Source organism: Vogesella sp., assembly GCF_046297735.1.
GTDB lineage: Bacteria > Pseudomonadota > Gammaproteobacteria > Burkholderiales > Chromobacteriaceae > Vogesella > Vogesella urethralis.
Genome location: NZ_JBKBHK010000003.1, coordinates 22,249 through 46,553, shown reverse-complemented (window position 1 = coordinate 46,553; position 24,305 = coordinate 22,249). Strand labels below are relative to the sequence as shown.

The window sequence follows — 24,305 nt, the reverse complement described above, 5'->3', positions numbered from 1 at the left end:
CGCGCCATTCTAATGACTTGGCGCGTGTCAGACCACTGTTTTTGTCAACCAGCCCGCAATTTTGCGGCGCACCATGCGGCTGTCGTGCACGATTCGTGCTGCGGCCAACCTTTGGCTGCCGGCAGATGGCAAAACGCCCTGCGGCGGGCAGGGCGTGAGGGCTTATTCGGCTTCGTCGATCCAGGCTTGCTGGATGGCTTCCAGCACCTTTTCGCCGCCGCGGCTGTGGTCGTCGTCGAACTCAGGCAGGTTCACCACCCAGTTGTGCAGGTCGGTGAAGCGCACGGTTTTCGGGTCGACGTCCGGCAGGCTGTCGTACAGTTCGATAGCAATATCGTTGATGTCGGTCCACTTCATGGCCAGGCTCCTCAGTGATGCTCGCGGGCGTGGTTGATGGTGTAGCGCGGAATCTCCACCACCAGGTCTTCGTCGGTGACGATGGCCTGACAGGACAGGCGCGATTGCGCTTCCAGCCCCCAGGCCTTGTCCAGCATGTCGTCTTCCAGCTCGTCGGACGGCGGCAGCGAGTTGAAGCCTTCGCGCACGATGACGTGGCACGTGGTGCAGGCACAGGACATCTCGCAGGCGTGTTCGATTTCGATATCGCAGCCCAGCAGGGCGTCACACACGGTGGTACCGGCAGCGACGTCGTCGATCACGGCGCCTTCCGGGCACAAGTCTGCGTGGGGCAGCACGATGATGCGCGGCATGTTGGTTTCCTTTTCAGTACTTTACAACACGGCGGCCGGGGCCGCCGCGGGGTTACAGGTTGCCGATGTGTTTGCCCTTTAGCGCCTGCTGGATATTGCGGTCCATGCGGCGGGCGGCAAAGGTTTCCGTGGCCTGGCTCAGGCGCTGGGTGGCGGCGTTCACGTCACGCGTGGTCTGCGTGGCGATGGCGGTGTGCAGCGCGGCGATGGCGGCGTCCAGTGCGCTGCGCTCGTCGCTGTCCAGCAGGTCGCCGTCGCTGGAAAGCGCCGCCTCGGTGGCGGCGATCAGGCCTTCGGCGTCCACGATGGCTTCGCGCAGCTTGCGCGCGGCAATGTCTTCCTGCACGTGGGTCAGCGAGTCGGTCAGCATGCGGCTGATCTCGTCGTCGGACAGGCCGTAGCTGGGTTTCACCTCAATGCTGGCCTCCACGCCGGAAGTCTGCTCGCGGGCGGTGACCGACAGCAGGCCGTCGGCGTCCACCTGGTAGGTCACGCGGATACGCGCCGCGCCGGCCACCATTGGCGGAATGCCGCGCAGCACAAACTTGGCCAGGCTGCGACAGTCGCTTACCAGCTCGCGTTCGCCCTGCAGGATGTGTACCGACATCGCGGTCTGGCCGTCCTTGAAGGTGGTGAATTCCTGCGCGCGCGCCACCGGAATGGTGCTGTTGCGCGGAATGATCTTCTCGGTGAGGCCGCCCATGGTTTCGATGCCCAGCGACAGCGGAATCACGTCCAGCAGCAGCCACTCGTCGTCGCCCTTGTTGCCGGCCAGCACATTGGCCTGGATGGCGGCGCCCAGCGCCACCACCTTGTCCGGGTCCAGGTTGGTCAGCGGCGTCTGGCCAAAGAACTGGCCGACCGCTTTCTGTACCTGCGGCATGCGGGTGGCACCACCGACCATCACCACGCCCTTCACGTCTTCGGCGCCGATTTTGGCGTCGCGCAGCGCCTTGCGGACCGGCAGCAGCGTCTTGTCGATCAGTGTTTTGCTGATGTCGTGGAAAGTGGCCTGGCTGAGCACCAGGTCGATGGTCAGGCCGTCGGACAGCAGCGCGGTGATGCGTGTTTCAACGTGTTCGGTCAGCGCTTCCTTGGCTTCGCGGGCGCGGGTCAGCAGCAGGCGGGTATCGCCGGCGCTCAGGCCGTGCAGGCCGGCTTGCTCCAGAATCCAGCAGTAGATGCGGTGGTCGAAGTCGTCGCCGCCCAGCGAAGAATCGCCGCTGGTGGACAGCACTTCAAACACGCCGCGGCTCAGCGCCAGCACCGATACGTCGAAGGTGCCGCCGCCCAGGTCGTACACCACGTAGGTGCCTTCGGCGCCGTTATCGAGGCCGTAAGCGATGGCGGCGGCGGTGGGTTCGTTCAGCAGGCGCAGCACGTTCAGGCCGGCCAGCCGTGCGGCGTCCTTGGTGGCCTGGCGCTGGGCGTCGTCAAAGTAGGCGGGCACCGTGATGACGGCGCCGACCAGTTCGCCCCCCAGGCTGGCTTCGGCGCGGCTGCGCAGCGTGCGCAGGATCTCGGCCGAGACTTCCACCGGGCTTTTGGCACCGGCGCGGGTGACCAGCTGCACCATGCCCGGCGCATCCACAAAGCGGTACGGGCTGCGGCCAACGTCCTGGATGTCGGCCAGGCCCCGGCCCATGAAGCGCTTCACCGACACGATGGTGTTGCTGGGGTCGCGGCTTTGTTCGGCCTGGGCGTCGTAGCCCACCACCACTTCGCCTTCGCCCACGTAACGCACCACGGACGGCAGCAGGCTGCGGCCGTGGTCGTCGGGCAGCACGGTGGCGGAGCCACTCTTGACGGTGGCCACCAGCGAGTTGGTGGTGCCCAGGTCGATGCCGACGGCGAGTCGGTGCTGGTGCGGGGCGGCGAACATGCCGGGTTCGGCAATTTGCAGTAGGGCCATGGCTGCTTGCTTACTCTATGCGTTTACCGGCACGGGCCGGCTGGGTTTTCTAGTACAGCAACGCTTCGATGGCGTCGCCGATTTCCTGATCCAGTTTTTCCAGAAAGCGCAGCTTGCGTACCGCCAGTGCCGCGGCCTGGTGGTCGGCCTGGCTATCCAGTGCGTCGGCCAGCTCGGCTTCCAGCGCCTTCACGTCGGCACGCAGCTGGCGCGACAGGCTTTCCAGCGCGTCCACGTTGGCCGCGGCGCGGGCGTCGCCAATGGCTTCGCGCCATTCCATCTGCGCCATCAGGAAGGCGGCCGGCATGCTGGTATTGGTTTCTTCGGCGGTGTCGACGCCGGCCAGCTGCAGCAGGTAGCGGGCGCGGTCTACCGGCGATTTCAGCGTCTGGTAAGCTTCGTTCACGCGGGTGGCGCGCATCAGGGCTACGCGCTTTTCGGCGTCCTGCGCGCTGACGTAGCGATCGGGGTGCACTTCGGCGGCGGCGGTGCGCCAGGCGCTATCCAGTTGCGCCAAGTCGATGCCGAAGCGGCGCGGCAGGTTGAACAGCGCAAAGTGATCCTGCGTGAAGTCGGTGCTCATGAACGCTTTCTGCAAAAACCGGGTAAGGATGAAACGACAACACCGGCCAGCCCGCACGCTGGCGGGCAGGGCCGGTGGCAGGCAGGGCTCAGACGTTGAAGCTTTCGCCGCAGCCGCACTCGTCTTTCACGTTCGGGTTGTTGAACTTGAAGCCTTCGTTCAAGCCTTCCTTGGTGTAGTCCAGCTCGGTGCCGTCCAGGTAAGCCAGGCTCTTGGCGTCGGTGAACACGGTGACGCCGTGGCTCTGGAAGGTGATGTCGTCATCGGTGGCGACATCGACGAATTCCAGCTTGTAGGCCATGCCGGAGCAACCGGATGTTTTCACCCCCAGGCGGATGCCCAGGCCCTTGCCGCGTTTGGCGATGAAGTTGCTGACGTGTTTTGCTGCGCTTTCAGAGAGCGTGATTGCCATGATGCGTCTGCCTTGTGCTGCTGGCGGGCCACGGCCCGCCGTCTGTTATTGACCGTGCTTTTGCTTGTAGTCGGCCACTGCGGCCTTGATGGCGTCTTCGGCCAGGATGGAGCAGTGGATTTTTACCGGCGGCAGCGCCAGCTCTTCGGCGATGTCGGTGTTCTTGATTGCCAGCGCTTCGTCCAGCGACTTGCCTTTCACCCATTCGGTGATCAGCGAGCTGGAGGCGATGGCAGAGCCACAGCCGTAGGTCTTGAACTTGGCGTCTTCGATCACGCCGTTCTCGCCTACCTTGATCTGCAGTTTCATCACGTCGCCACAGGCCGGTGCGCCGACCATGCCGGTACCTACTGAGTCGTCACCCTTGTCGAAAGCCCCCACGTTGCGCGGGTTTTCGTAGTGGTCCATTACCTTGTCGCTGTATGCCATGATCGGTTCTCCTGCGTGCGGCCAACCCTGGCCGCCTCGTCTAAACGGTGATTAGTGGGCGGCCCACTCGATGGTGTTGAGGTCGATGCCGTCCTTGAACATTTCCCACAGCGGGGACATCTCGCGCAGCTTGCCGATCTTGCCTTGCAGCAGGTTCACGGCGTAGTCGATGTCGGCTTCGGTGGTGAAGCGGCCGATGGAGAAACGGATGGAACTGTGCGCCAGCTCGTCGTTGCGGCCCAGGGCGCGCAGCACGTAGGACGGCTCCAGCGAGGCGGAAGTACAAGCCGAACCGGACGATACCGCCAGGTCGCGGATGGCCATGATCAGGCTCTCGCCTTCGACGAAGTTGAAGCTGACGTTCAGGTTGTGCGGTACGCGCTGCTGCATGTCGCCGTTGAGGTAGGTTTCCTCGATGGTTTGCAGGCCGGCCCACAGGCGGTCACGCAGCGCGGCGATGCGCACGTTTTCGCTGGCCATTTCCTCGCGGGCAATACGGAACGCCTCGCCCATGCCCACGATCTGGTGGGTGGCCAGCGTGCCGGAGCGGAAACCGCGCTCGTGGCCGCCACCGTGCATTTGCGCTTCCAGGCGCACACGCGGCTTGCGGCGGATATACAGCGCGCCAATGCCTTTCGGGCCGTAGGTCTTGTGGGCACTGAAGCTCATCAGGTCCACTTTCAGCGCCGACAGGTCGATGTCGATCTTGCCGGTTGCCTGGGCAGCATCCACATGGAACAGCACGCCGCGGGCACGGCACAGCCCGCCCAGCTCGGCGATCGGTTGTACCACGCCGATTTCGTTGTTTACCGCCATGATGGAGGCGAGAATGGTGTCCGGACGCAGCGCGGCTTCAAAGTCGGCCAGGCTGACCAGACCGTTTTCCTGCACGTCCAGGTAGGTCACTTCAAAGCCCAGGCGCTCCAGCTCGCGCATGGTGTCCAGTACGGCCTTGTGTTCGGTACGCTGGGTCACCAGGTGTTTGCCCTTGCTCTTGTAGAACTGGGCGGCACCCTTGATGGCCAGGTTGTTCGATTCGGTGGCGCCGGAGGTCCACACGATTTCTTTCGGATCGCAGTTCACCAGCTGCGCCACGTTGGCACGGGCGTTCTCTACCGCTTCCTCGGCCGTCCAGCCATAGCTGTGGCTGCGGCTGGCCGGGTTGCCGAACAGCTCGGTCAGGTACGGGATCATGGCCTCGGCCACGCGCGGGTCGATCGGCGTGGTGGCAGAGTAGTCGAGGTAGATCGGTTGCTTCAGCTCGCTCATATCGGGTTCTCCAGGTGTCGCTCAGAGTGCGTTGCCGGCGACAGCCTCGCTACAGGGACTGTTGCGACGCAGGGTTCTTTGATCTTGTACTACGGTGGTTTCTTTGGCGCGCTGCTTGGCGACCAGGCTGGCCAGACTGATCTTGGACAGGTAGTCGAAGATGGTCACGTTCAGGTCGGTCCACAGATCGTGCGTCATGCAGCGGTGGTTGTCGTGGCAGTTCTCGCGGCCGGCGCACTGGGTGGCGTCTACCGGTTCGTCCACGGCAACGATGATGTCGGCCACGGAAATTTCTTCGATGGTGCGGGCCAGCGTGTAGCCGCCGCCGGGGCCACGCACGCTGTCTACCAGCTGGGCGCGGCGCAGTTTACCGAACAGCTGTTCCAGATAGGACAGGGAAATACCCTGGCGTTCGCTGATGCCGGCCAGCGTGACGGGGCCGTTGGCCTCGCGCAGGGCCAGGTCAAGCATGGCGGTAACGGCAAATCTGCCTTTGGTGGTGAGGCGCATCGTGTGGGCTCCCTGGGTGGTTGACCGGATTATAACTCAATCCTGAGTAATTTGGTCAAGTATTGCAGGCGGAAGTTCACGGCGCAGGGCAGGGTGATGGCAGGCACGAGAAGGTGCCAAAAGGTCCAGCAGAATGGCCGGGCATTTTACCGGTATTTACCTAGTTTGACAGGGTTTTTTGCCTTGGCGGCGCCCGGCGTGGCAGGCAAAATGCCTCAGTCTATAAGCCTTGGTGTATGATTCGCGCAAACATTTGTTTGAATTGCGGGCAGGCCCTCTGCCCAGAGGAAGGATGAAGCCATGAAAGACGTGGTGATCAGTGGTACCGGCCTGTTCACGCCGCCGCATGCGGTGAGCAACGAAGCGCTGGTAGTCGCTTTCAATAGTTACGTAAACGCCTTCAACGCGGCCAACCAGGACGCCATTGCTCGTGGCGACATCGCGGCCCTGGCCGAGTCCAGCGCCGAGTTCATCGAAAAGGCGTCCGGTATCAAGCAGCGCTACCTGATGAACGCTGATGGCGTGCTGGACCCGGCACGCATGACGCCGTTTCTGCCGGAGCGCAGCAACGATGAACTGTCGATCCAGGCCGAGATGGCCGTGGCCGCCGCCCGTGACGCGCTGGCCAACGCCGGCAAGTGCGCTGCCGATATCGATATGGTGATTGTGGCCTGCTCCAATATGCAGCGCCCGTACCCGGCGGTGTCCATCGAGGTACAGCAGGCACTGGGTATCAACGGCTACGCCTTCGACATGAACGTGGCCTGCTCGTCGGCAACCTTCGGCATCCAGACTGCCGTCAACGCCATCGCCGCCGGCCAGGCGCGCGCGGTGCTGATGGTGAACCCGGAAATCTGCTCCGCCCACCTGAACTTCCGCGACCGCGACAGCCACTTCATCTTCGGCGATGCCTGCACCGCCGTGGTACTGGAAGCGGCCGATACCGCCACTGCGGCCAACGTGTTCGACGTGCTGGGCTGCAAGCTGGCCACCGTGTTTTCCAATAACATCCGCAACAACTTCGGTTTCCTGAACCGCTGCGACGAAAGTGGTATCGGCCAGCTGGACAAGCTGTTCGTGCAGCAAGGCCGTAAGGTATTCAAAGAAGTGTGCCCGATGGTAGGCGAGCACATTGTGGCGCACCTGCAGGCCAACGGCATCGAGCCGCAAGGCGTGAAGCGCTTCTGGCTGCACCAGGCCAACCTGTCGATGAACCAGCTGATCGCCCGCCGCGTGCTGGGCCGCGACGCCGAAGGCAGCGAAGCCCCGGTGATTCTGGACAGCTACGCCAATACCAGCTCTGCCGGTAGCGTGATTGCACTGCACCTGCACCACGCCGACCTGCAAAGCGGCGATATCGGCGTGCTGTCGTCGTTTGGCGCCGGCTACTCGGTAGGCTCGGTCATCCTGCGCAAGCGTTAAACGTTGGCCGCGGCATGGCCTTGCTGCCAAGTACACCCTGCCGGCTTGTGTTGATCTGCCGATAGCACAGGTTTTGTCTTGTCAGTTATTGTGTATCGGCCAGCCTTTGGGCTGGCTGTTGTCATTTCGGCGCCACTATTCATCACCGCATACCCGTTACTGGCTGTGCTTCTGGCAAGCAAGCATGCCTGCATGCTCTAGGCTGATTTTCAACCACGTTGAACTTCTATCCCCGCAGCGAGCTTCACGCGTTTCCTATGGCTGAAAAATAAGCGCTGTCAATAAAACTCTCCGCATTTGTCGATGTCCGAAGCAAAGGCGAAAAAGCCAGCTGCTTGTGCGCGAAACACAGTTGAATCTGCGAGCGCGCAGTTTTAACCCTAAGGAGAACAAAGCGTGAAAATAAAATACCCATTATTTGGTGCCGTGTTTGCCATGAGTGCCAGCGTGGCCTTGGCTAAAGAGCCGGTAGTTGTTAATCAGGCCATTACCGAGAAAGAAGTGCTTGCTGCGCAGCAGGCTTGGTGCAATGCCTTGATCAATATTAACGCCACGTACGAGAAAGACGGGAAGGCCGCAGCAAAAGCTTTGGCAGAGAAGGTGATTGACTCGGCCTACGCTTACCAGATGGGCGTGGTACTGTTCAAGCCCACCCTGACGGTTAACCCGCAGACATTCCGTACCACGCGTGCAGGGGCTTTGGCCTACTTTGTTGGTGGCGATACTGCTTTCCCGAAAGATACGGGTTTTGCGCTGAAGGGGTGGAAAAAGTGCGAGCCTGTTAATACTGCGCTGTTCCTCGATGGCAATAGCGCGATCAGCATGGGCAAAGTCCACTTTGTGGATAAAAATGGAAAAGCAACAACAGTTGATAAAACATGGGGTTATATTAAAGATGATGCAGGAAATCTGCGCATTAATCTACACCACTCGTCACTAGAGTATCAAGGTAGCTAATTTGTTACGCCCGATTTTAATGCCGCGAGGGTGATATTCACCTTGTGCTTCAAGCCGTGTCTGCTTAATGGTTTGGCTTGATACCGATAACAGGCCCTGTTTGCTTTGCAACCAGGGCTTGTTTTTTAAATGGCAAGTCGATGAATGCAGATAGCGCCAAGGTCCAACTTCGCACTTTTTGCATGATCAGGCTTGCGTCAGTGCCCGGCCCCACGGCACCCGTTCTGGGTCGTTGACCACCCGCAGCGTAGCGAGGCGGAAGTCTTGCAGGATGGCGGAGCGGCTGCCGCTGGACGGGTAGGCGATCACGTATTCGTGCTTGGCCGGGGTCAGGAATGGCCGCGTTACCACCCCCTGGGTAGCCCAGATCTCGCTGGCAAACGGTTCCACGATCGATACCCCAAAGCCGTTGGCTACCATCGCGTAGCGGGTGTGCGAGGCGTGGGTGCGGATGTTGTAGCGCGGGCTGACGCCAGCGTGGCCGAAGTACTTCTGCTCTTGGTTCTGGCTTAGCGGGTAGTTGGGCAGCCAGCCGATGATGGTTTCGTCGGCCAGGTCTTGCGGTGTGATGTAGTCGCGTTCGGCCAGCGGATGGTTGGCCGGTAGCGCACACAGTACGTCGGCTTCCAAGAGCGGTTCCACTTCGATGCCGGCAATGGCCGGAAAGGCCAGGCTGATGGCCACGTCCACTTTCAGATCTTGCAGCTTGACGGTGACTTCGGCGTTGCCGACGGTGTCGATGCGTACCGGTACCTCGGGGCGCAGCTTGAAAAACTCTTTCAGGATCAGCGGCAGCAGGCTGGTAGACAGTACCGGCATGCAGGCGATGGCCAGGCCTTCGTTTTCCTCGTTGCGGATGGTTTCCGCTACTTGGCGCAAGCGCTCCAGGCCAAGAAAGTTTTCTTCCACGGCGCGCTGGAAGCGGATGGCGGCGGTGGTGGGTTCCAGCCGGCCTTTGGCGCGATTGAACAGGCGGAAGCCCAGGTCGTCTTCCAGATCGGCGATCAGCCGGCTGATGGCGGGCTGGGTGATGTGCATGCGGCGGGCGGCGGCCACCGTGGTGCCGCAGCTCATCAGGCAACGAAATGCCTCGATCTGGCGAAAACGAATCATTTTTATCTGTCAACGTGCAAGGTTGGCCGCAAGCGGCAGTGCGCAGCAGCCTATAACAAAATCACATAGAACATCAATTTTACTCAGTGGATGTGATAAGAAAAGCTGTGAAATACTCAGCCGCGATCGGACAGGCACCCTGTCCGACAGCTTGAGCTGCAGTCTGTCTACATCCATTGCAACATAACGTCATAAAAAGGCGTGATCTGCATCAGGAAAGCGCCTAAAACACAACAAGCGCACTGCCTGGCTCATGCTTTGTGGTGAAAAATAACAAGCCGAGCTTGTTGTCGTTCTAGTGCGTTGCATAATGTATACGTCCGGGGCTAACACCGGCACGGCATTTGCATCACGAGACATGCGATGCCCAAGCATCACTTCCATCAAAGTAGAAATAGGGAATAGAGAAACCATGCGAGTTGCCAAACATCTGCTGTTTGCAGCCGGCCTGACCGCCGCTGCCACCGCCGCTCACGCAGCCGGCACACTGATTTACTGCTCCGAAGCCAGCCCGGAAGGCTTCGACTCTGCCCAGTACACCGGTGGTTCTACCTTCGATGCTGCCGGTCACGCCATGTTCAACCGCCTGGTTGAATTCGAAAAAGGCTCCACCAAAACCATCCCGGGTCTGGCCGAGTCCTGGACCGTGTCCCCGGACGGCAAGGAATACACCTTCAAGCTGCGTAAGGGCGTGAAATTCCACACCACCGATTATTTCAAACCCAGCCGTGACTTTACCGCCGACGACGTGGTGTTCACTTTCGGCCGCATGACCGACAAAAACCACCCGTTTAACAAGGCTTACCCGGTTGAATTCCCGTACGCTTCCGATACCGGCCTGGACGCCAACATCATCAAGGTGGAAAAAGTTGACGCCAACACCGTCAAATTCACCCTGAAAGACCCGGACGCCGACCTGCTGGCCAAAATCGCCATGCCGTTCGCGTCCATCCTGTCGGCCGAGTACGCTGACAAGCTGGTGAAAGAAGGCAAGGCTGCCCAGATCAACCAGCAGCCTATCGGTACCGGCCCGTTCATTCTGGTGCGCTACCAGAAAGACGCCCAGATCCGTTATAAGGGCAACAAGGATTACTGGAAAAAAGGCGACGTTAAAGTCGACAACCTGATTTTCGCCATCACCACCGATGCCTCGGTACGCGCCCAGAAACTGAAGGCTGGCGAGTGCCACATCATGTCTTATCCGAAGCCGCAGGACCTGCCGGCGATGAAGACCGATCCGGCCCTGAAAGTCACCACCGCTCCGGGCTTCAACATCGGCTACCTGTCGTACAACACCGAAAAACCGCTGCTGAAGAAACTGGAAGTACGCCAGGCGCTGGACATGGCTATCAACCGCAAGGCCATCATCGACGCCGTTTACCAGGGTCAGGGCCAGGAAGCGGCCAACCCGTTCCCGGCTTCGCTGTGGTCGTACAACAACAAGCTGCGTAACCCGGCAGTAGACGTGGCCAAGGCCAAGGCACTGCTGGCCAAGGCCGGCTACCCGAACGGCTTCGAAATCACCCTGTGGGCGATGCCGGTACAGCGTCCGTACAACCCGAACGCCAAGCTGATGGCTGAAATGATCCAGGCCGACTGGGCCAAGATCGGCGTGAAAGCCAAGATCACCACTTACGAGTGGGGCGAGTACCTGAAGCGCATGAAGAACGGCGAGCACGACACCGGTCTGATCGGCTGGACCGGCGACTACGCCAGCCCGGATAACTTCCTGGGCGTGCTGCTGACCTGCGAAGCAGTGGGTGGCTCCAACTACGCACGCTACTGCAACAAGGACTTCGACGCCGCAGTACTGAAAGCCCGTAAGTCCACTGACGTGAAAGAGCGCACTGCGCTGTACCAGAAAGCCCAGGAGATCTTCAAGAAAGACCTGCCGTGGTCCACGATTGCCCACTCGACTGTAAACCAGCCGATGCGCAAAGAAGTGAACGGCTTCAAGATCAGCCCGTTCGGCGACTACTCGTTCGCGGGTGTCAGCGTTAAGTAAGCTGGTAACACGGGGCTGCGGCCCCCTGTTGGGACAAGGAGGCTGCGGCCTCCTTGTTTGCTCACTGGCTAGCCGTTTATGCAAACGGGAATTTATCGATAGCTGGCAGTGGGGCGAGTTGATCTGTATCAAGGCAGGGCAGGGCCGGCGCGCGTAAAGTGCGTTCTGCCGTGGCGGCCTTGTTGCTGGTATAGGTGGGTGGTTCAGTTACAAGCTGCCCGGCACCCCTCGCTTTCCCCTTCTGCTGTTGTCGCATTTTCCCCGTTTGTCTGCGTTTCTGGCTGTACACGTCATGCCCCACAAGGGCGTGCACGGGAGACTCATTCAACATGTTTTCCTTCATTCTGCGCAGGCTGGGTGTACTGATCCCCACCTTCTTCGGCATTACGCTGATTACGTTCGCACTGATCCGCATGATTCCTGGCGACCCCATCGAGGTCATGGTGGGCGAACGCTCGCTGGACCCGGTCATGCACGCTGCCGCCATGAAGCGACTGGGCCTGGACCAGCCGCTGTACGTGCAGTACTTCGATTACCTGTCCAAGCTGTTCCACGGTGACTTGGGCGCCTCGCTCAAGACCCAGGAAAGCGTGTGGACCGAATTCACCACCCTGTTCCCGGCCACGCTGGAGCTGGCGCTGTGCGCGCTGGTGTTTGCTACCGTGTTCGGGCTGCTGGCCGGGGTGATTGCCGCCATCAAGCGCGGCTCCATCTTCGACCACGGCGTGATGGGCTTGTCTCTCACCGGCTTTTCGATGCCCATCTTCGTGTGGGGCCTGCTGGCGGTGATGTTCTTCTCGGTGTACCTAGGCTGGACGCCGGTATCCGGCCGTATCGACCTGGCCTTTGACGTGGCGCCGCAAACCGGCTTCATGCTGATCGATGCCTGGCGTGCAGAGCTGGCCGACCCGGAGATCAACGCCGGTGCCTTCAAGGACGCGGTGATGCACCTGATTCTGCCCACCATCGTGCTGGGTACCATCCCGCTGGCTACCATCGCGCGGATGACGCGTTCGTCGATGCTGGAAGTGCTGCGCGAAGACTACGTACGTACCGCCCGCGCTAAAGGCCTGTCGCCGGCACGCGTGATCTTCATCCACACCCTGCGCAATGCGCTGATTCCGGTGCTGACCGTGATCGGCCTGCAGGTGGGCACGCTGATGGGGGGGGCGGTGCTGACCGAAACCATCTTCTCGTGGCCCGGTATCGGCAAGTGGTTGATCGAGGCCATCGGCCGCCGCGATTACCCGGTGGTGCAGAACGGCATCCTGATCGTGGCTACGCTGGTGATCCTCACCAACTTCATCGTCGACATCCTGTACGGCATCGCCAACCCGCGTATCCGTCACGCCAAATAAGCAGGTAGCACTATGGCTAATGTGAATGTTTCGCCGCAAGTGGCGGCCAACGAGGATCCGGCGCTGAGCTATCCGTCCCCGCTGAAAGAGTTCTGGCTGAGCTTCCGCCAGAACAAGGGCGCGGTAGCCGGGCTGGTGTTCATGACCATCGTGATCTTCTGTGCGCTGTTTGCGCCGCTGATCTCCCCGCACGACCCGCTGGAACAGTACCGCGACCACCTGCTGACGCCGCCGGCGTGGGTAGCCGGCGGTAGCGCACAGTTCCTGCTGGGCACCGACGAGCTGGGCCGCGACATCATGGCGCGCCTGTTCTACGGCGCGCAGATGTCGCTGCTGATCAGCCTGATCTCGGTGCTGCTGTCGCTGATTCCCGGCGTGGTGCTGGGCCTGTTGGCCGCGTTCTTTCCCAAGGTGATGGGCGGCCTGATCATGCGCCTGATGGACATCATGATGGCGCTGCCGTCGCTGCTGCTGGCCATCGCCATCATGGCCATTCTGGGGCCGGGCCTGGTGAATGCGATGATCGCCATCGCCGTGGTGGGCCTGCCGGGCTACGTGCGCCTGACGCGCGCCTCGGCCATGACCGAGCTGAACCGCGACTACGTGACCGCTGCACGTGTATCCGGCGCCGGCCTGCTGCGCCTGATGTTCGTGACCGTGCTGCCCAACTGCATGGCGCCGCTGATCGTGCACGCCACCATGAGCTTCTCGGCCGCCATTCTGGAAATCTCGGCCCTGGGCTTCCTGGGCATGGGCGTACAGCCGCCAACGCCGGAGTGGGGCACCATGCTGTCCGGCGCCCGCGATTACATGACCAGCGCCTGGTGGGTGGTGCTGATGCCTGGCCTCACCATCCTGCTGGCCGTGCTGTCGATCAACCTGATGGGTGATGGCCTGCGTGACGCGCTGGACCCGAAGATGAAGCGCGCTGCGTAAGGGGAAATCATGAGTCTGCTAGAAATCAAGAACCTGTCGGTCGAGTTCGGCAATGCGGCCAACCCGTTCCGCGCGGTGGAAGGCCTGGACCTCACCGTCAACCAGGGCGAGATCGTCGGCATCGTCGGCGAATCCGGCTCCGGCAAATCCGTCACCATGATGGCAATGATGGGCCTGCTGGAAGGGCAGGGCCGCATCGTGGCCGACAAGCTGCAATTCGACGGTAAAGACCTGCTCACCATCACGCCCAAGGCGCGTCGCCAGATCGTCGGCAAAGATATCGCCATGATCTTCCAGGACCCGATGACCTCGCTGAACCCCAGCTACACCGTGGGTTACCAGATCATGGAGGTACTGAAGGTGCACCAGGGCCTGCGCGGAGCCGAGCTGAAAGCGCGGGCGCTGGAGCTGATGGAACTGGTGGAGATTCCGGCGCCCAAGAGCCGGCTGGAAGCCTACCCGCACCAGCTGTCCGGCGGCATGAGCCAGCGCGTGATGATCGCCGTGGCACTGGCCTGTAACCCCAAGCTGCTGATCGCCGACGAACCCACCACCGCGCTGGACGTCACCATCCAGGCGCAGATCATGGACCTGCTGGTCAACCTGCAAAAAGAGCGCAATATGGCGCTGATCATGATCACCCACGATCTGGCCGTGATTGCCGAAGTGGCGCACCGCGTGGCGGTGATGTACGCCGGCCAGGTAGCCGAGGAGGGCGTGGTGCCGCAGCTGTTCCGTCAGCCGGTGCACCCGTACACCCAGGCGCTGCTGTCGTCCATTCCCGAGCACAGCAAAGGTGCGCACCGCTTGTCCACGCTGCCTGGTATTGTGCCCGGCCAGTACGACCGCCCGAAAGGCTGCCTGCTCAGCCCGCGCTGCCCGCACGTGCAGCAAGCCTGTCGTGACAGCCGCCCGTCCATTACCCCGCATCAGCACGGTGCCGTGCGCTGCTTCTACCCGCTGTTCGACAAGGAGGCCTCATGAGCCAGACCGTCATGCAGGCTCGCGATCTGACCCGTCACTACGAGGTGTCGCAGGGCTTTCTGAAACCCAAGGCCGTGGTGAAGGCGCTGAACGGCGTCTCGTTTGAACTGAAAGCCGGCAAGACGCTGGCTGTGGTGGGCGAATCCGGCTGCGGCAAGTCCACGCTGGCGCGCCAGCTGACGCTGATCGAAGCCCCCACCGCCGGTTCGCTGGTGCTGGACGGCGTCGATATCGCCAAGGCCAGCAAGGCCGAGCTGAAAGCGCTGCGCAGCAAGGTGCAGATGGTGTTCCAGAACCCGTACGCCTCGCTGAACCCGCGCCAGAAAATCGGCGACCAGCTGGGCGAGCCGCTGCTGATCAACACCACCCTCAGCGCCAAGGAACGCGAAGAAAAAGTGCGTGCCATGATGCAGCGCGTCGGCCTGCGCCCGGAGCACTACTACCGCTACCCGCACATGTTCTCCGGCGGCCAGCGCCAGCGTATTGCCATCGCGCGCGCCATGATGCTGCAGCCGCAAATCGTGGTGGCCGACGAGCCGACCTCGGCGCTGGACGTGTCGATCCAGGCGCAGGTGCTGAACCTGTTCATGGACCTGCAGGACGAGTTCCAGACCGCCTACGTGTTCATCTCTCACAACCTGGCGGTGGTGGAGCACGTGGCCGACGACCTGATGGTGATGTACCTGGGCCGCGCGGTGGAAGTGGGCACCAAGGAAGTGATCTACGACAAGCCGCTGCACCCGTACACGCAAGCGCTGCTGTCGGCTACGCCGTCGATTCACGAAGAAGACCGCCGCGTGAAGATCAAGATCCAGGGCGAGCTGCCCAGCCCGCTGAACCCGCCTACCGGCTGCGCCTTCCACAAGCGCTGCCCGTACGCCAGCGAGCGTTGCAGCAAGGACGTGCCCGAGCTGCGCACCGTACTGGGGCGTGAGGTGGCCTGCCACCACGCGGAAACCATCAACGCCTGATGCTGGCTGGTCTAAAATGCGCCGTAGTGGTGAAAAACACCGCTGCGGCGCTTTTTTCTGCACCGCAGCAATAAATGCCTTGTTTCACCGGCTTCAAGCAGGATACATTCCGCCATGCCTCATACCCACAAAGGAAAGCGCCAATTGAAGCGAGCTGTCTACGCCGGTAGTTTCGACCCGGTTACCAACGGTCATCTGTGGATGATCCGCGAAGCGGTCGAGCTGTTCGACGAACTGGTGGTCGCCATCGGCGTCAACCCGGAAAAGCGCTGTACCTTTTCGGTGGACGAGCGTCTGGACATGCTGCGTGCGGTGACGCGCGGTTTTTCCAAGCTGAAGGTAGAAGTGTTCGAAAACCAGTTTCTGGTGAACTACGCGCAAAGCATCGACGCCAACTACATCATTCGCGGCATCCGCACCGCCAGCGATTACGAGTACGAGCGCACCATGCGCTACATCAACTCCGACCTGCACGCCGACATCACCACCATCTTCCTGCTGCCGCCGCGCGAGTACGCCGAAGTGTCGTCCACCATGGTCAAAGGCCTGATGGGCCCCAACGGCTGGGAACAGATGATCCGCCAGTACGTGCCGGAGCCGGTGTACCGCAAGCTGGTAAACTACTACCAGCAACAAGGCTGAGGCCTGCGGCCAACCCTGGCCATTCCGTATTTTGTCGCGCCGGACACGCTCCGGCGCGCTGCATTTCAGAGAGGTAAAACATGGTAGACGTATCGGCCTTTGCCGGCCGCCTGGCCAAGAACTTCAAGCATTACAGCAAGTGGGCGCGTCGCAACGGCCTGGACGCCTGGCGCGTGTACGACCGCGACGTGCCGCAGTTTCCGCTGATCATCGACCTGTACGGCGAACGCATCCACCTGCAGGAATACGATACCGGCTGGCAGATCGAAGACGCCGACTACCAGGCGTGGATGGCCGCCGTACAGCAGGTGATCACCGAGGTTACCGGCGTGCCGCTGTGGCAGATCTCGCTGAAAACCCGCCGCCGCCAGAAAGGCGAAAACCAGTACGAGAAAACCGGCCGCGAAGGCGAAGACTTCATCGTGGAAGAACAAGGCCAGCGCTTCTGGGTCAACCTCGACGCCTACCTCGATACCGGCCTGTTTCTCGACCACCGCAATACCCGCCGCCGCGTGCGCGAAGAAGCCGCCGGCAAGCGTTTTCTGAACCTGTTTGCCTACACCGGCAGCTTTACCTGCTACGCCGCCAGCGGCGGTGCGGTATCCAGCGAGACGGTGGACCTGTCCAACACTTACCAGGCCTGGAGCCGCCGCAACTTCGAGCTCAACGGCCTGGACCTGGCCAAGCATGTGCTGATCCGCGACGACGTGTTCCAGTACCTGGAAGACGCCTGGGTAGCGGGCAAGCAGTTCGACCTGATCGTGATGGACCCGCCCAGCTTTTCCAACAGCAAGAAGATGATGGACGAGCTGGACGTGCAGCGCGACCAGCTGAAGCTGGTAGACGGCGCCATGCGCCTGCTGGCGCCAGACGGCGTGCTGTACTTCAGCAATAACCTGCGCAGCTTCACGCTGGACGAACGCCTGGTGGCCGATTACGCCGTGCGCGACATCAGCGCGCAATCGGTGCCGGAAGACTTCCGCAACAAGAAAATCCACCAGTGCTGGCGCATTACCCACCGCGCCTGACGCTACGCCTAGCTGTCGCGGTAAGGTTGGCCGCAGATGGACCGTTGCGGCCAACTTGATCGGAAGGACGCCGCTCGTAGGATGGGTGCAGCGCAGAGCAACCCATCGTTGTGCGTTGATGGATCGATGGGTGGCGGTGCCTACACCCATCCTACCCGTTGCGGCCAACCTGGCACGTTCATCGTCGCACCACAGCGCCCGCTATCACCTCGATAAAAAAATACCATCCCTTCGCGCTTGTATTCGGCGCCAAAGGTAGCCATCTTGCAGGCTATGGACGGCAGCGCCGTCGTTTAACCGATCAGGAAATCCTCATGAGCCATATCAACCTTACCGCCGATACCTTCAACGACTACGCCGAGCGTGAAGGCATCGTGATGCTGGACTTCTGGGCCGACTGGTGCGGCCCGTGCAAGATGTTCGGCCCGGTGTTCGAGGCGGCAGCGCAGAAGCACCCGGACATCGTGTTCGCCAAGATCGACACCGAAGCCGAGCGCGAACTGGCCGCGCATTTCCAGATCCGTTCCATCCCCACGCTGATGGCGCTGAAAGACGGCATCGTGGTGTTCCACCAGGCGGGCGCCATGATGGCCGGCCAGTTCGAGCAGCTGATCCAGGCCATCCGCGACCTGGACATGGACAAAGTGCGCGCCGAGATCGCCGCGCAGCAAGACTGAGCACCGGTGGCGGCGCGAACCTGCACCGCCGCAGCGGGTCTGAGCCTGATGCGGCCAACGTGGCGCCGTGTCAGCCAGACCCGAAATCAACAAGGACAGTCATATCATGAAGCGAACCCTGTTTGCCCTGCTGTGGGCGGCGCCGCTGGCGGCGGTGGCGGCCTGTCCGCCGTTGCTGAATCACCAGGTGCCGGCACTGATGGGCGGCAAGCTCAACCTGTGCGAGTACAGCGGCAAGGCGGTAGTGGTGGTGAATACCGCCAGCGAATGCGGCTTTACCCCGCAGTACAAGAGCCTGCAAAAGCTGTGGCAGGATTACCGCGCCAAAGGCCTGGTGGTGGTGGGCTTCCCCAGTGACGACTTCAACCAGGAGCTGGACAAAGATGCCGACGTGGCCAGCTTCTGCCAGAGCAATTACGGTGTCAGCTTTCCGATGTCCAGCCGGGTAAAAGTGCGCGGCAGCGACGCTCATCCGTTTTACCAAGCGCTGGCCGAGGCCAGCGGCACCACGCCGAAGTGGAATTTCTATAAATACGTGATTTCGGCCGACGGCACGACCGTCACCGCCTTCAGCTCCTTGACGCGGCCCGATTCGGCCGAGTTCCTGAAGGCCGTCGGCGCTGCCTTGCCGCGCTAGCGGTACAGGGCAGAAGCTGCCACAGTCAGCCAACTGTCATTTGCCTACCTGACCGGCGGTTCAGTACCATCTGAACTTGCCGGTTTTGCCATTGTCAGCCGGCTACCATCCTTACCATGCATTGCGGCGTCGTCGCACCCACATACCACCATGCTCAAGACTTTCCTGCCCCTGTCGGCACTGCTGTTGCTGGCCGCCTGTTCCACCGTGTCGCCACCGTCGGGTTCCTCCGCCAGCAGCAACGTGCGCTATCAGCAAGCCCGTTTCAGCGACCTGCCCGATTGGGGCAACAGCATGGCGTCCCAGAGCCTGGAAGGCCTGCGCATCAGCTGCCGTACCCTGCAGGGCCGCCCGGCGTGGAAAGACATCTGTGCCGAAGCCGCCAGCCTGGACGCGGCCAACCTGCCGGCGGTGACCCGCTTTTACGAAACCCGCTTTACGCCGTGGCAAATCAGCGAGCAGGGCAAGGACAGCGGCCTGATCACCGGTTACTTCGAGCCGCTGCTGGCTGGCGGCGTGCAACAGTCGGCGCAGACGCCGTACCCGGTATACGGCGTGCCGGCCGACTTGCGTGTGCTGGACGCCAGCGCAGCTCAGCTGGGTGCCGAGGTGGTGGTGGCCAAGCCCGCTGGCGGCAACCGCCTGCAAGTGGTGCCGGGCAAGACCCGCGCCGATGCCGGCGAGCTGCTGGTGTACCCGAAAGAATTCGTTATCGATAGCCGCACCCGCGCGCTGAAAGGCCGCATCGAGCAGGGCCGGCTGCGCCCGTACTACACCCGCGCCGAGATCAACGCCGGCAAGGGCGTCAACACCGCGCCGGTACTGGCTTGGGTGGAAAACGATACCGAGCTGTTCTTCCTGCAGGTGCAGGGCTCCGGCCGTATCCAGCTGGAAGACGGCCGCTATCTGCGGGCCGGTTACGCCGAGCAGAACGGCCATGGTTACAAGTCTATTGGCCGCTGGCTGGTGGATAACGGCCAGATGAAGCTGTCGGATGTGTCGATGCAAAGCATCAAGGAGTGGATCGCGGCCAACCCCGGGCGCAAGGACGAACTGTTCAACGCCAACCCCAGCTACGTGTTCTTCAAGACGCTGCCGGCCGACGACAACGGCCCGCTGGGCGCGCTGGGCGTGCCGCTGCTGGGCGGGTACAGCATTGCGGTCGACCCGCGCTACATCCCGCTGGGCGCGCCGGTGTACCTGTCTACTACCTGGCCGCTCGACGGCCCGGCCAAGCCGCTGAACCGCCTGGTGAACGCCCAGGACACCGGCGGCGCCATTCGTGGCGGCGTACGCGCCGACTTTTTCTTCGGCTTCGGCACCGAAGCCGGGCTGTACGCCGGCCGCATGAAACAAAGCGGCCGCTTGTGGCTGCTGTGGCCGCGTGGCCTGCAGCCGCAGGCTAACCCCTGATACCGATTGACTGATGCCGGCGCGGCACAGTTGGCCGCGCCAGACCAAGGACGAACCTGCCATGCATACATTGCATCGCGCCCCGCTGTGGATGGCCTTGCTGGCCGCGACCGCGCTGGGCACTACTGCCTGCAGCAACAAGAATGCTGACGCTGCCGCGTCGGCCAGCAGCCCGGCCGCCGCCGCGCCCAGCCGCGCCCTGGCGCCGGCGGACCTGCTGCTGACCAAGGTGAGCGCGGTGGCCGAGCTGCTGCCGTTCACCGCCACGCTGAACCCGCTCAACAGTGCCGAAGTGGCCGCCGAGGCCGAAGGCCGCGTGCTGGAGGTGCTGGTGCGCGAGGGCGAAACGGTACAGAAAGGCCAGTTGCTGGCGCGTATCGATGGCGAAGCTTTGCGCCAGAACGTGCTGGAAATGCAGGCTCAACTGGCTAATGACGAGGCACGGCTGAAGCTGGCCCGCCTCAAGCGCAACAAGCAGCGCGAGCTGTACCAGCAAGGCTTTATCTCCAAGCTGGCGTTCGATGAAATCGAAAACGACTACCAGATCCGCGAAGGCGAGTTGGCTGCCCGTCGCAGCCAGCTGGCCCGCGCCAGAAAGAGCCTGGGCGAAACCGAAGTGCGCGCGCCGATGGCCGGCACCGTGTACGCCCGCCGCACGCAGCCCGGCGAGCAGGCCAGCAAGAACCAGAAGCTGTTCGCCATTGCCGACCTGTCGGTACTGGAAGGCAGTGCCAGCATTCCGGCGCGGCTGGTGTCGCGTTTGCAGCCCGGCCAGCAGGCCCGTTTCCAGGTGGAAGGTCTGGATGGCGAGTTCCGTGGTGAACTGGTACGCGTTAATCCGGTAGCGGCTAGCGCAACCCGCACTTTCAATGCCTATATCCGGGTACCGAATGCCGACGGCCGCCTGAAAGCCGGCCAGTTTGCCAAGGGCGGCATCGTGCTACGCGAAGTGACCGACGCCATCGCCGTGCCGCAGGCCGCGGTGCAGCAGGCCGACAGCGCCAACCCGTGGCTGCTGCTGGTGCAGAACGGCAAGCTGGTGAAGCAGCCGGTGCAGGTGGTGCTGCGTTCCGATACCGACCGCCGCTTCGCGGTGCAGGGCGTGGCCGCCGGCCAGACCGTGTTGGCCGCGGCCTTGCTGGGCATGAAGCCGGGTGACGCTGTGACCCTGCCCAAGCCTTGAGGAGTAACCCGCTATGTGGCTGACCCGTGTCAGTGTGCAAAACCCGTACTTCGCCGCCGTACTGATGCTGTTGCTGACGGTGCTGGGCCTGTTTGCCTGGCGCAATCTGCCGGTGGAGGAGTTTCCCGATATCCGCTTCCCGGTGGCCGTGGTTTCCACCAGCTATCAGGGCGCGTCGCCCGAGGTGGTGGAAAGTGACGTCACCCGCCCCATCGAAGAAGCGGTGAATACCATCAACGGCGTCAAGCACATCCGCTCCTATTCGTTTGAAGGCAGCTCGGTGGTGGTGGTGGAGTTCGAACTGTCCACCGACGCCGCGCAGGGCTTGCAGGAAGTGCGCGACAAGGTGGGCGCGGTGCAGGGCAGCCTGCGGCGCGAGGTGGATACCCCCACCATTTCGCAGATGAACCCCAACGACGACCCGTTGATGTCGTACACGCTCAGCTCGGCGCAGAGCAGCCAGCGCGAGCTGTCCACCTGGGCCGACAACGTGCTGAAGAAGCGTTTGCAGACGGTGGCCGGCGTGGGCGAGGTGAAGCTGGTGGGTAGCAGCAAGCGCGAGGTGCGCGTCAATCTGGACCCGTACCGGCTGGAGGCGCTGGGGCTGTCGGTAAGCGAGGTATCGGACGCTATTGCGGCGGCCAACCGTGACTACCCGGCGGGCCAGGTCAGCACCCAGAGTAACGAACTGGCGGTGCGCGTGGCCGGCAAGCTCAAGACGATAGATGACTTCCGCAACCTGGTGATCGCCAGCCGCGACGGCCGCGACATCCGCCTGTCTGACCTGGCCACGGTAGAAGACAGTGAAGCTGAGCGCAACAGCGTGACGCTGATCGACGGCAAGCCGGGGGTGGGGCTGGACATCCGCGCCGCGCGTGGCGCCAATGTGGTGAAAGTGGCCGAGGGCGTCAAACGCATCATCGACGAATACCGCAGCCAGGCGCCGGCCGGCACCGAGTTGCGGCTCACCTACGACAAGTCGGAAGACGTGAAGGGTTCGCTGCACGAAGTACAAAAAACGCTGATCGAAGGCGCCGTGCTGACGGTGCTGATCGTGTTCCTGTTCCTGGGCAGCTGGCGCAGTACGGTGATTACCGGGCTGACGCTGCCGATTTCGATGATCGGCACCCTGTTTGCCATCCAGGCGATGGGCTTCACCCTCAACATGATGACGCTGATGGCACTGTCGCTGTCGGTGGGCCTGCTGATCGACGACGCCATCGTGGTGCGCGAGAACATCGTGCGCCACGCCAACCTGGGCAAGACCCACTTCCAGGCGGCGCTGGACGGCACCAACGAGATCGGCCTGGCGGTGCTGGCCACCACGCTGACCATCGTGGCGGTGTTCCTGCCGGTGGGCTTCATGGGCGGCATCATCGGCAAGTTCTTCCACCAGTTCGGCCTGGCGGTGACGGTGGCGGTACTGATCTCGCTGCTGGTGTCGTTTACGCTGGACCCGATGCTGTCGTCGATCTGGCACGACCCGCATCACCACGGCGACAAGCACCGCGGCCCGGTTGGCCGCCTGCTGGACTGGTTCGAGGCGTCGCTGGACCGGCTGGCCGAACGTTACGTGGGCGCCATCCGCTGGGCGCTGGGGCACCGCAAAACGGTGGTGGCCAGCGCACTGGCAATGACGGTGGGCAGCTTCATGCTGGTGCCGGTCATCGGTGGCGAATTCATGCCGGCGGCCGACAAGGGCGAGTTCCGGCTGACCTTCAAGACCGCGGCCGGCTCCTCGCTGGACTACACCGAGGCCAAGGCGCGCGAGGTGGAGGCCCGCATCCGTGCCGTGATGCCGGAAGTGAAAACCATCGACAGCAAGATCGGCGGCGGCAGCTTTGGCGCCGGTCGCAACGAGGCCCGGCTGAGCATCAACGTGGGCGACAAGCAGCAGCGCGAGCGCACGCTGTTCACGCTGATGCCGCTGGGCCGCCAGGCCGCATTGCAGGTAGCCGGCATCGAGGTGGACTCGGTGGAGGAAACCGGCCAGCACGGCCCGCCGGGCAAGCCGGTGAACCTGGGCGTGCGTGGCAGCGACTTGCAGCAGCTGCAGCAGGCGACCGACCAGCTGATGGCCGCGCTGCGCCAGGTGAAAGGCGTCAGCGACGTGGCGTCCAGCCTGAGCGACGCCGACCCGGCGCTGAACGTGCAGCTGCAACGCGATGCTGCGGCCAACCTGGGGGTGGACCTGTCCCGCGTTGGCACTACGCTGTCGGTGCTGCTGGGTGGCAGTACCGCCACCACCTGGGAGGCACCGGACGGCGAAAACTACAGCGTGCGGCTGCAGGTTCCGCGTGACGAACGCGCCGCCGAGCTGCTGGACGTGCTGACGGTACCGGGCAAGCGCGCCGACGGTGGCGAGGCGCAGATGGTGCCGCTGTCGCAGGTGGCGGCGATCAGCCCGGCCACCAGCCCGCGCCAGATCGAGCGCACCGACCTGATGCGCGAGATCAGCATTACCGCCAATATCAGCGGCCGCAGTTCGGGTGAGGTGTTTGCCGACGTGGACAAGCTACTGAAGCAGCTGAAGCTGCCGCCGGGTGTGGTGCTGTCGCAGCAGGGCGAGCGCCAGGACATGCAGGAGTCGCTGGGCTACGCGGTGCAGGCGCTGGCGATGGGGGTGATCTTCATCTACATGATTCTGGCAGCGCAGTTCCGCAGCTTCACCTTGCCGGTCACCATCATGGTGGCGCTGCCGCTGGCCTTTGTCGGCGTGTTTGTGGCGCTGTTGGCGTTCGGCTCCACGCTGAATATGTTCTCGGTGATCGGCATCATCATGCTGATGGGTCTGGCGTCGAAAAACGGCATTCTGCTGGTGGACTTCATCAACCAGAGCCGGCGCGAGGGCATGTCGCGGCTGGACGCCATCGTGGAGGCGGGCCGCGTGCGGCTCCGCCCGATCATGATGACCAGCCTGGCGATGATTTTCGGCATGCTGCCGCTGGCGCTGGCCAGCGGTGCGGGGTCGGAGACGCAGCGGCCGATGGCGCACGCCATCATCGGCGGCATGATTACCTCGACGGTGCTGACGCTGATCGTGGTGCCGGTGGTGTACACCTATATGGACGGGCTGCGCAGCCGTATCCGCCGCTTGCTGGCCAGGCTGAGCGGGCAGCAGGTAGCGCAGGCACAAGACTGAGAACGCAGGGTG

At 62.5% G+C, this 24,305-nt stretch carries 23 protein-coding genes; 14 read left to right on the top strand and 9 right to left on the bottom strand.

The window, feature by feature from the left end; translation table 11 throughout:
* Positions 1–162 precede the first annotated feature (162 nt).
* The 8 genes from iscX to iscR form a co-directional block, all read right to left on the bottom strand.
* Positions 163–357 carry a Fe-S cluster assembly protein IscX gene (gene iscX / locus ACK4FZ_RS04670; protein ID WP_409818480.1) on the bottom strand — a complete coding sequence of 65 codons (195 nt, stop codon included), beginning with the start codon at positions 355–357 and terminating at the stop codon, positions 163–165.
* Positions 358–368: 11 nt separating this feature from the next.
* Complete coding sequence (gene fdx / locus ACK4FZ_RS04665; protein WP_144372927.1) at positions 369–710, bottom strand: ISC system 2Fe-2S type ferredoxin; 342 nt, start codon at positions 708–710, stop codon at positions 369–371.
* Positions 711–762: 52 nt separating this feature from the next.
* A complete protein-coding gene (hscA, locus tag ACK4FZ_RS04660) occupies positions 763–2,622 on the bottom strand; it encodes a Fe-S protein assembly chaperone HscA (protein WP_409818479.1) in 1,860 nt (619 codons plus the stop codon).
* 49 nt (positions 2,623–2,671) lie between these two features.
* Positions 2,672–3,205, bottom strand: a complete 534-nt coding sequence (hscB, locus tag ACK4FZ_RS04655) for a Fe-S protein assembly co-chaperone HscB (RefSeq protein WP_409818478.1) — start codon at positions 3,203–3,205, stop codon at positions 2,672–2,674.
* A gap of 88 nt (positions 3,206–3,293) precedes the next feature.
* Entirely contained in the window at positions 3,294–3,617 is a 324-nt protein-coding gene (gene iscA, locus ACK4FZ_RS04650) for an iron-sulfur cluster assembly protein IscA (RefSeq protein ID WP_144372921.1), read from the bottom strand.
* Positions 3,618–3,662: 45 nt separating this feature from the next.
* Positions 3,663–4,046 carry a Fe-S cluster assembly scaffold IscU gene (gene iscU / locus ACK4FZ_RS04645; protein WP_144372919.1) on the bottom strand — a complete coding sequence of 128 codons (384 nt, stop codon included), beginning with the start codon at positions 4,044–4,046 and terminating at the stop codon, positions 3,663–3,665.
* A 51-nt stretch (positions 4,047–4,097) separates the two neighbouring features.
* Entirely contained in the window at positions 4,098–5,315 is a 1,218-nt protein-coding gene (locus ACK4FZ_RS04640) for an IscS subfamily cysteine desulfurase (RefSeq protein ID WP_409818477.1), read from the bottom strand.
* 21 nt (positions 5,316–5,336) lie between these two features.
* A complete protein-coding gene (gene iscR, locus ACK4FZ_RS04635; protein WP_144372915.1) occupies positions 5,337–5,825 on the bottom strand; it encodes a Fe-S cluster assembly transcriptional regulator IscR in 489 nt (162 codons plus the stop codon).
* A gap of 300 nt (positions 5,826–6,125) precedes the next feature.
* Here iscR and ACK4FZ_RS04630 point away from each other — a divergent pair, with 300 nt between their 5' ends.
* Both ACK4FZ_RS04630 and ACK4FZ_RS04625 read left to right on the top strand, forming a co-directional pair.
* The gene (locus ACK4FZ_RS04630) at positions 6,126–7,247 is read left to right on the top strand and encodes a beta-ketoacyl-ACP synthase III (RefSeq protein ID WP_409818476.1); all 1,122 of its coding nucleotides are present in this window, start codon (positions 6,126–6,128) and stop codon (positions 7,245–7,247) included.
* A 396-nt stretch (positions 7,248–7,643) separates the two neighbouring features.
* On the top strand, positions 7,644–8,204 hold the full coding sequence (locus ACK4FZ_RS04625; protein ID WP_409818475.1) for a hypothetical protein: 561 nt from the start codon (positions 7,644–7,646) through the stop codon (positions 8,202–8,204).
* Positions 8,205–8,390: 186 nt separating this feature from the next.
* Here ACK4FZ_RS04625 and ACK4FZ_RS04620 read toward each other — a convergent pair whose 3' ends face one another.
* Entirely contained in the window at positions 8,391–9,317 is a 927-nt protein-coding gene (locus ACK4FZ_RS04620) for a LysR substrate-binding domain-containing protein (protein ID WP_409818474.1), read from the bottom strand.
* 412 nt (positions 9,318–9,729) lie between these two features.
* Here ACK4FZ_RS04620 and ACK4FZ_RS04615 point away from each other — a divergent pair, with 412 nt between their 5' ends.
* The 12 genes from ACK4FZ_RS04615 (at position 9,730) to ACK4FZ_RS04560 (ending at position 24,293) form a co-directional block, all read left to right on the top strand.
* Positions 9,730–11,322 carry an ABC transporter substrate-binding protein gene (locus tag ACK4FZ_RS04615; protein ID WP_409818473.1) on the top strand — a complete coding sequence of 531 codons (1,593 nt, stop codon included), beginning with the start codon at positions 9,730–9,732 and terminating at the stop codon, positions 11,320–11,322.
* Positions 11,323–11,651: 329 nt separating this feature from the next.
* On the top strand, positions 11,652–12,680 hold the full coding sequence (locus ACK4FZ_RS04610; RefSeq protein WP_409818472.1) for an ABC transporter permease subunit: 1,029 nt from the start codon (positions 11,652–11,654) through the stop codon (positions 12,678–12,680).
* Positions 12,681–12,692: 12 nt separating this feature from the next.
* Entirely contained in the window at positions 12,693–13,616 is a 924-nt protein-coding gene (locus tag ACK4FZ_RS04605; RefSeq protein ID WP_409818471.1) for an ABC transporter permease subunit, read from the top strand.
* 9 nt (positions 13,617–13,625) lie between these two features.
* Complete coding sequence (locus ACK4FZ_RS04600) at positions 13,626–14,600, top strand: ABC transporter ATP-binding protein (RefSeq protein ID WP_144372903.1); 975 nt, start codon at positions 13,626–13,628, stop codon at positions 14,598–14,600.
* Positions 14,597–15,571: a peptide ABC transporter ATP-binding protein gene (locus ACK4FZ_RS04595; RefSeq protein ID WP_409818470.1), complete on the top strand. Its 975-nt coding sequence runs from the start codon at positions 14,597–14,599 to the stop codon at positions 15,569–15,571. The genes ACK4FZ_RS04600 and ACK4FZ_RS04595 overlap by 4 nt, the downstream gene beginning before the upstream one ends.
* Positions 15,572–15,685: 114 nt before the next feature.
* On the top strand, positions 15,686–16,213 hold the full coding sequence (coaD, locus tag ACK4FZ_RS04590) for a pantetheine-phosphate adenylyltransferase (RefSeq protein WP_144372899.1): 528 nt from the start codon (positions 15,686–15,688) through the stop codon (positions 16,211–16,213).
* 80 nt (positions 16,214–16,293) lie between these two features.
* The gene (locus tag ACK4FZ_RS04585; RefSeq protein WP_409818469.1) at positions 16,294–17,241 is read left to right on the top strand and encodes a class I SAM-dependent methyltransferase; all 948 of its coding nucleotides are present in this window, start codon (positions 16,294–16,296) and stop codon (positions 17,239–17,241) included.
* Positions 17,242–17,555: 314 nt separating this feature from the next.
* Positions 17,556–17,918: a thioredoxin gene (gene trxA / locus ACK4FZ_RS04580; RefSeq protein WP_144372897.1), complete on the top strand. Its 363-nt coding sequence runs from the start codon at positions 17,556–17,558 to the stop codon at positions 17,916–17,918.
* Between the two features lie 106 nt (positions 17,919–18,024).
* On the top strand, positions 18,025–18,555 hold the full coding sequence (locus tag ACK4FZ_RS04575) for a glutathione peroxidase (RefSeq protein ID WP_409818468.1): 531 nt from the start codon (positions 18,025–18,027) through the stop codon (positions 18,553–18,555).
* Between the two features lie 150 nt (positions 18,556–18,705).
* On the top strand, positions 18,706–19,968 hold the full coding sequence (locus ACK4FZ_RS04570; RefSeq protein WP_409818467.1) for a murein transglycosylase A: 1,263 nt from the start codon (positions 18,706–18,708) through the stop codon (positions 19,966–19,968).
* Between the two features lie 61 nt (positions 19,969–20,029).
* Positions 20,030–21,151 carry an efflux RND transporter periplasmic adaptor subunit gene (locus ACK4FZ_RS04565; protein WP_409818466.1) on the top strand — a complete coding sequence of 374 codons (1,122 nt, stop codon included), beginning with the start codon at positions 20,030–20,032 and terminating at the stop codon, positions 21,149–21,151.
* Positions 21,152–21,164: 13 nt separating this feature from the next.
* Positions 21,165–24,293, top strand: a complete 3,129-nt coding sequence (locus tag ACK4FZ_RS04560) for an efflux RND transporter permease subunit (protein ID WP_409818465.1) — start codon at positions 21,165–21,167, stop codon at positions 24,291–24,293.
* Positions 24,294–24,305 lie beyond the last annotated feature (12 nt).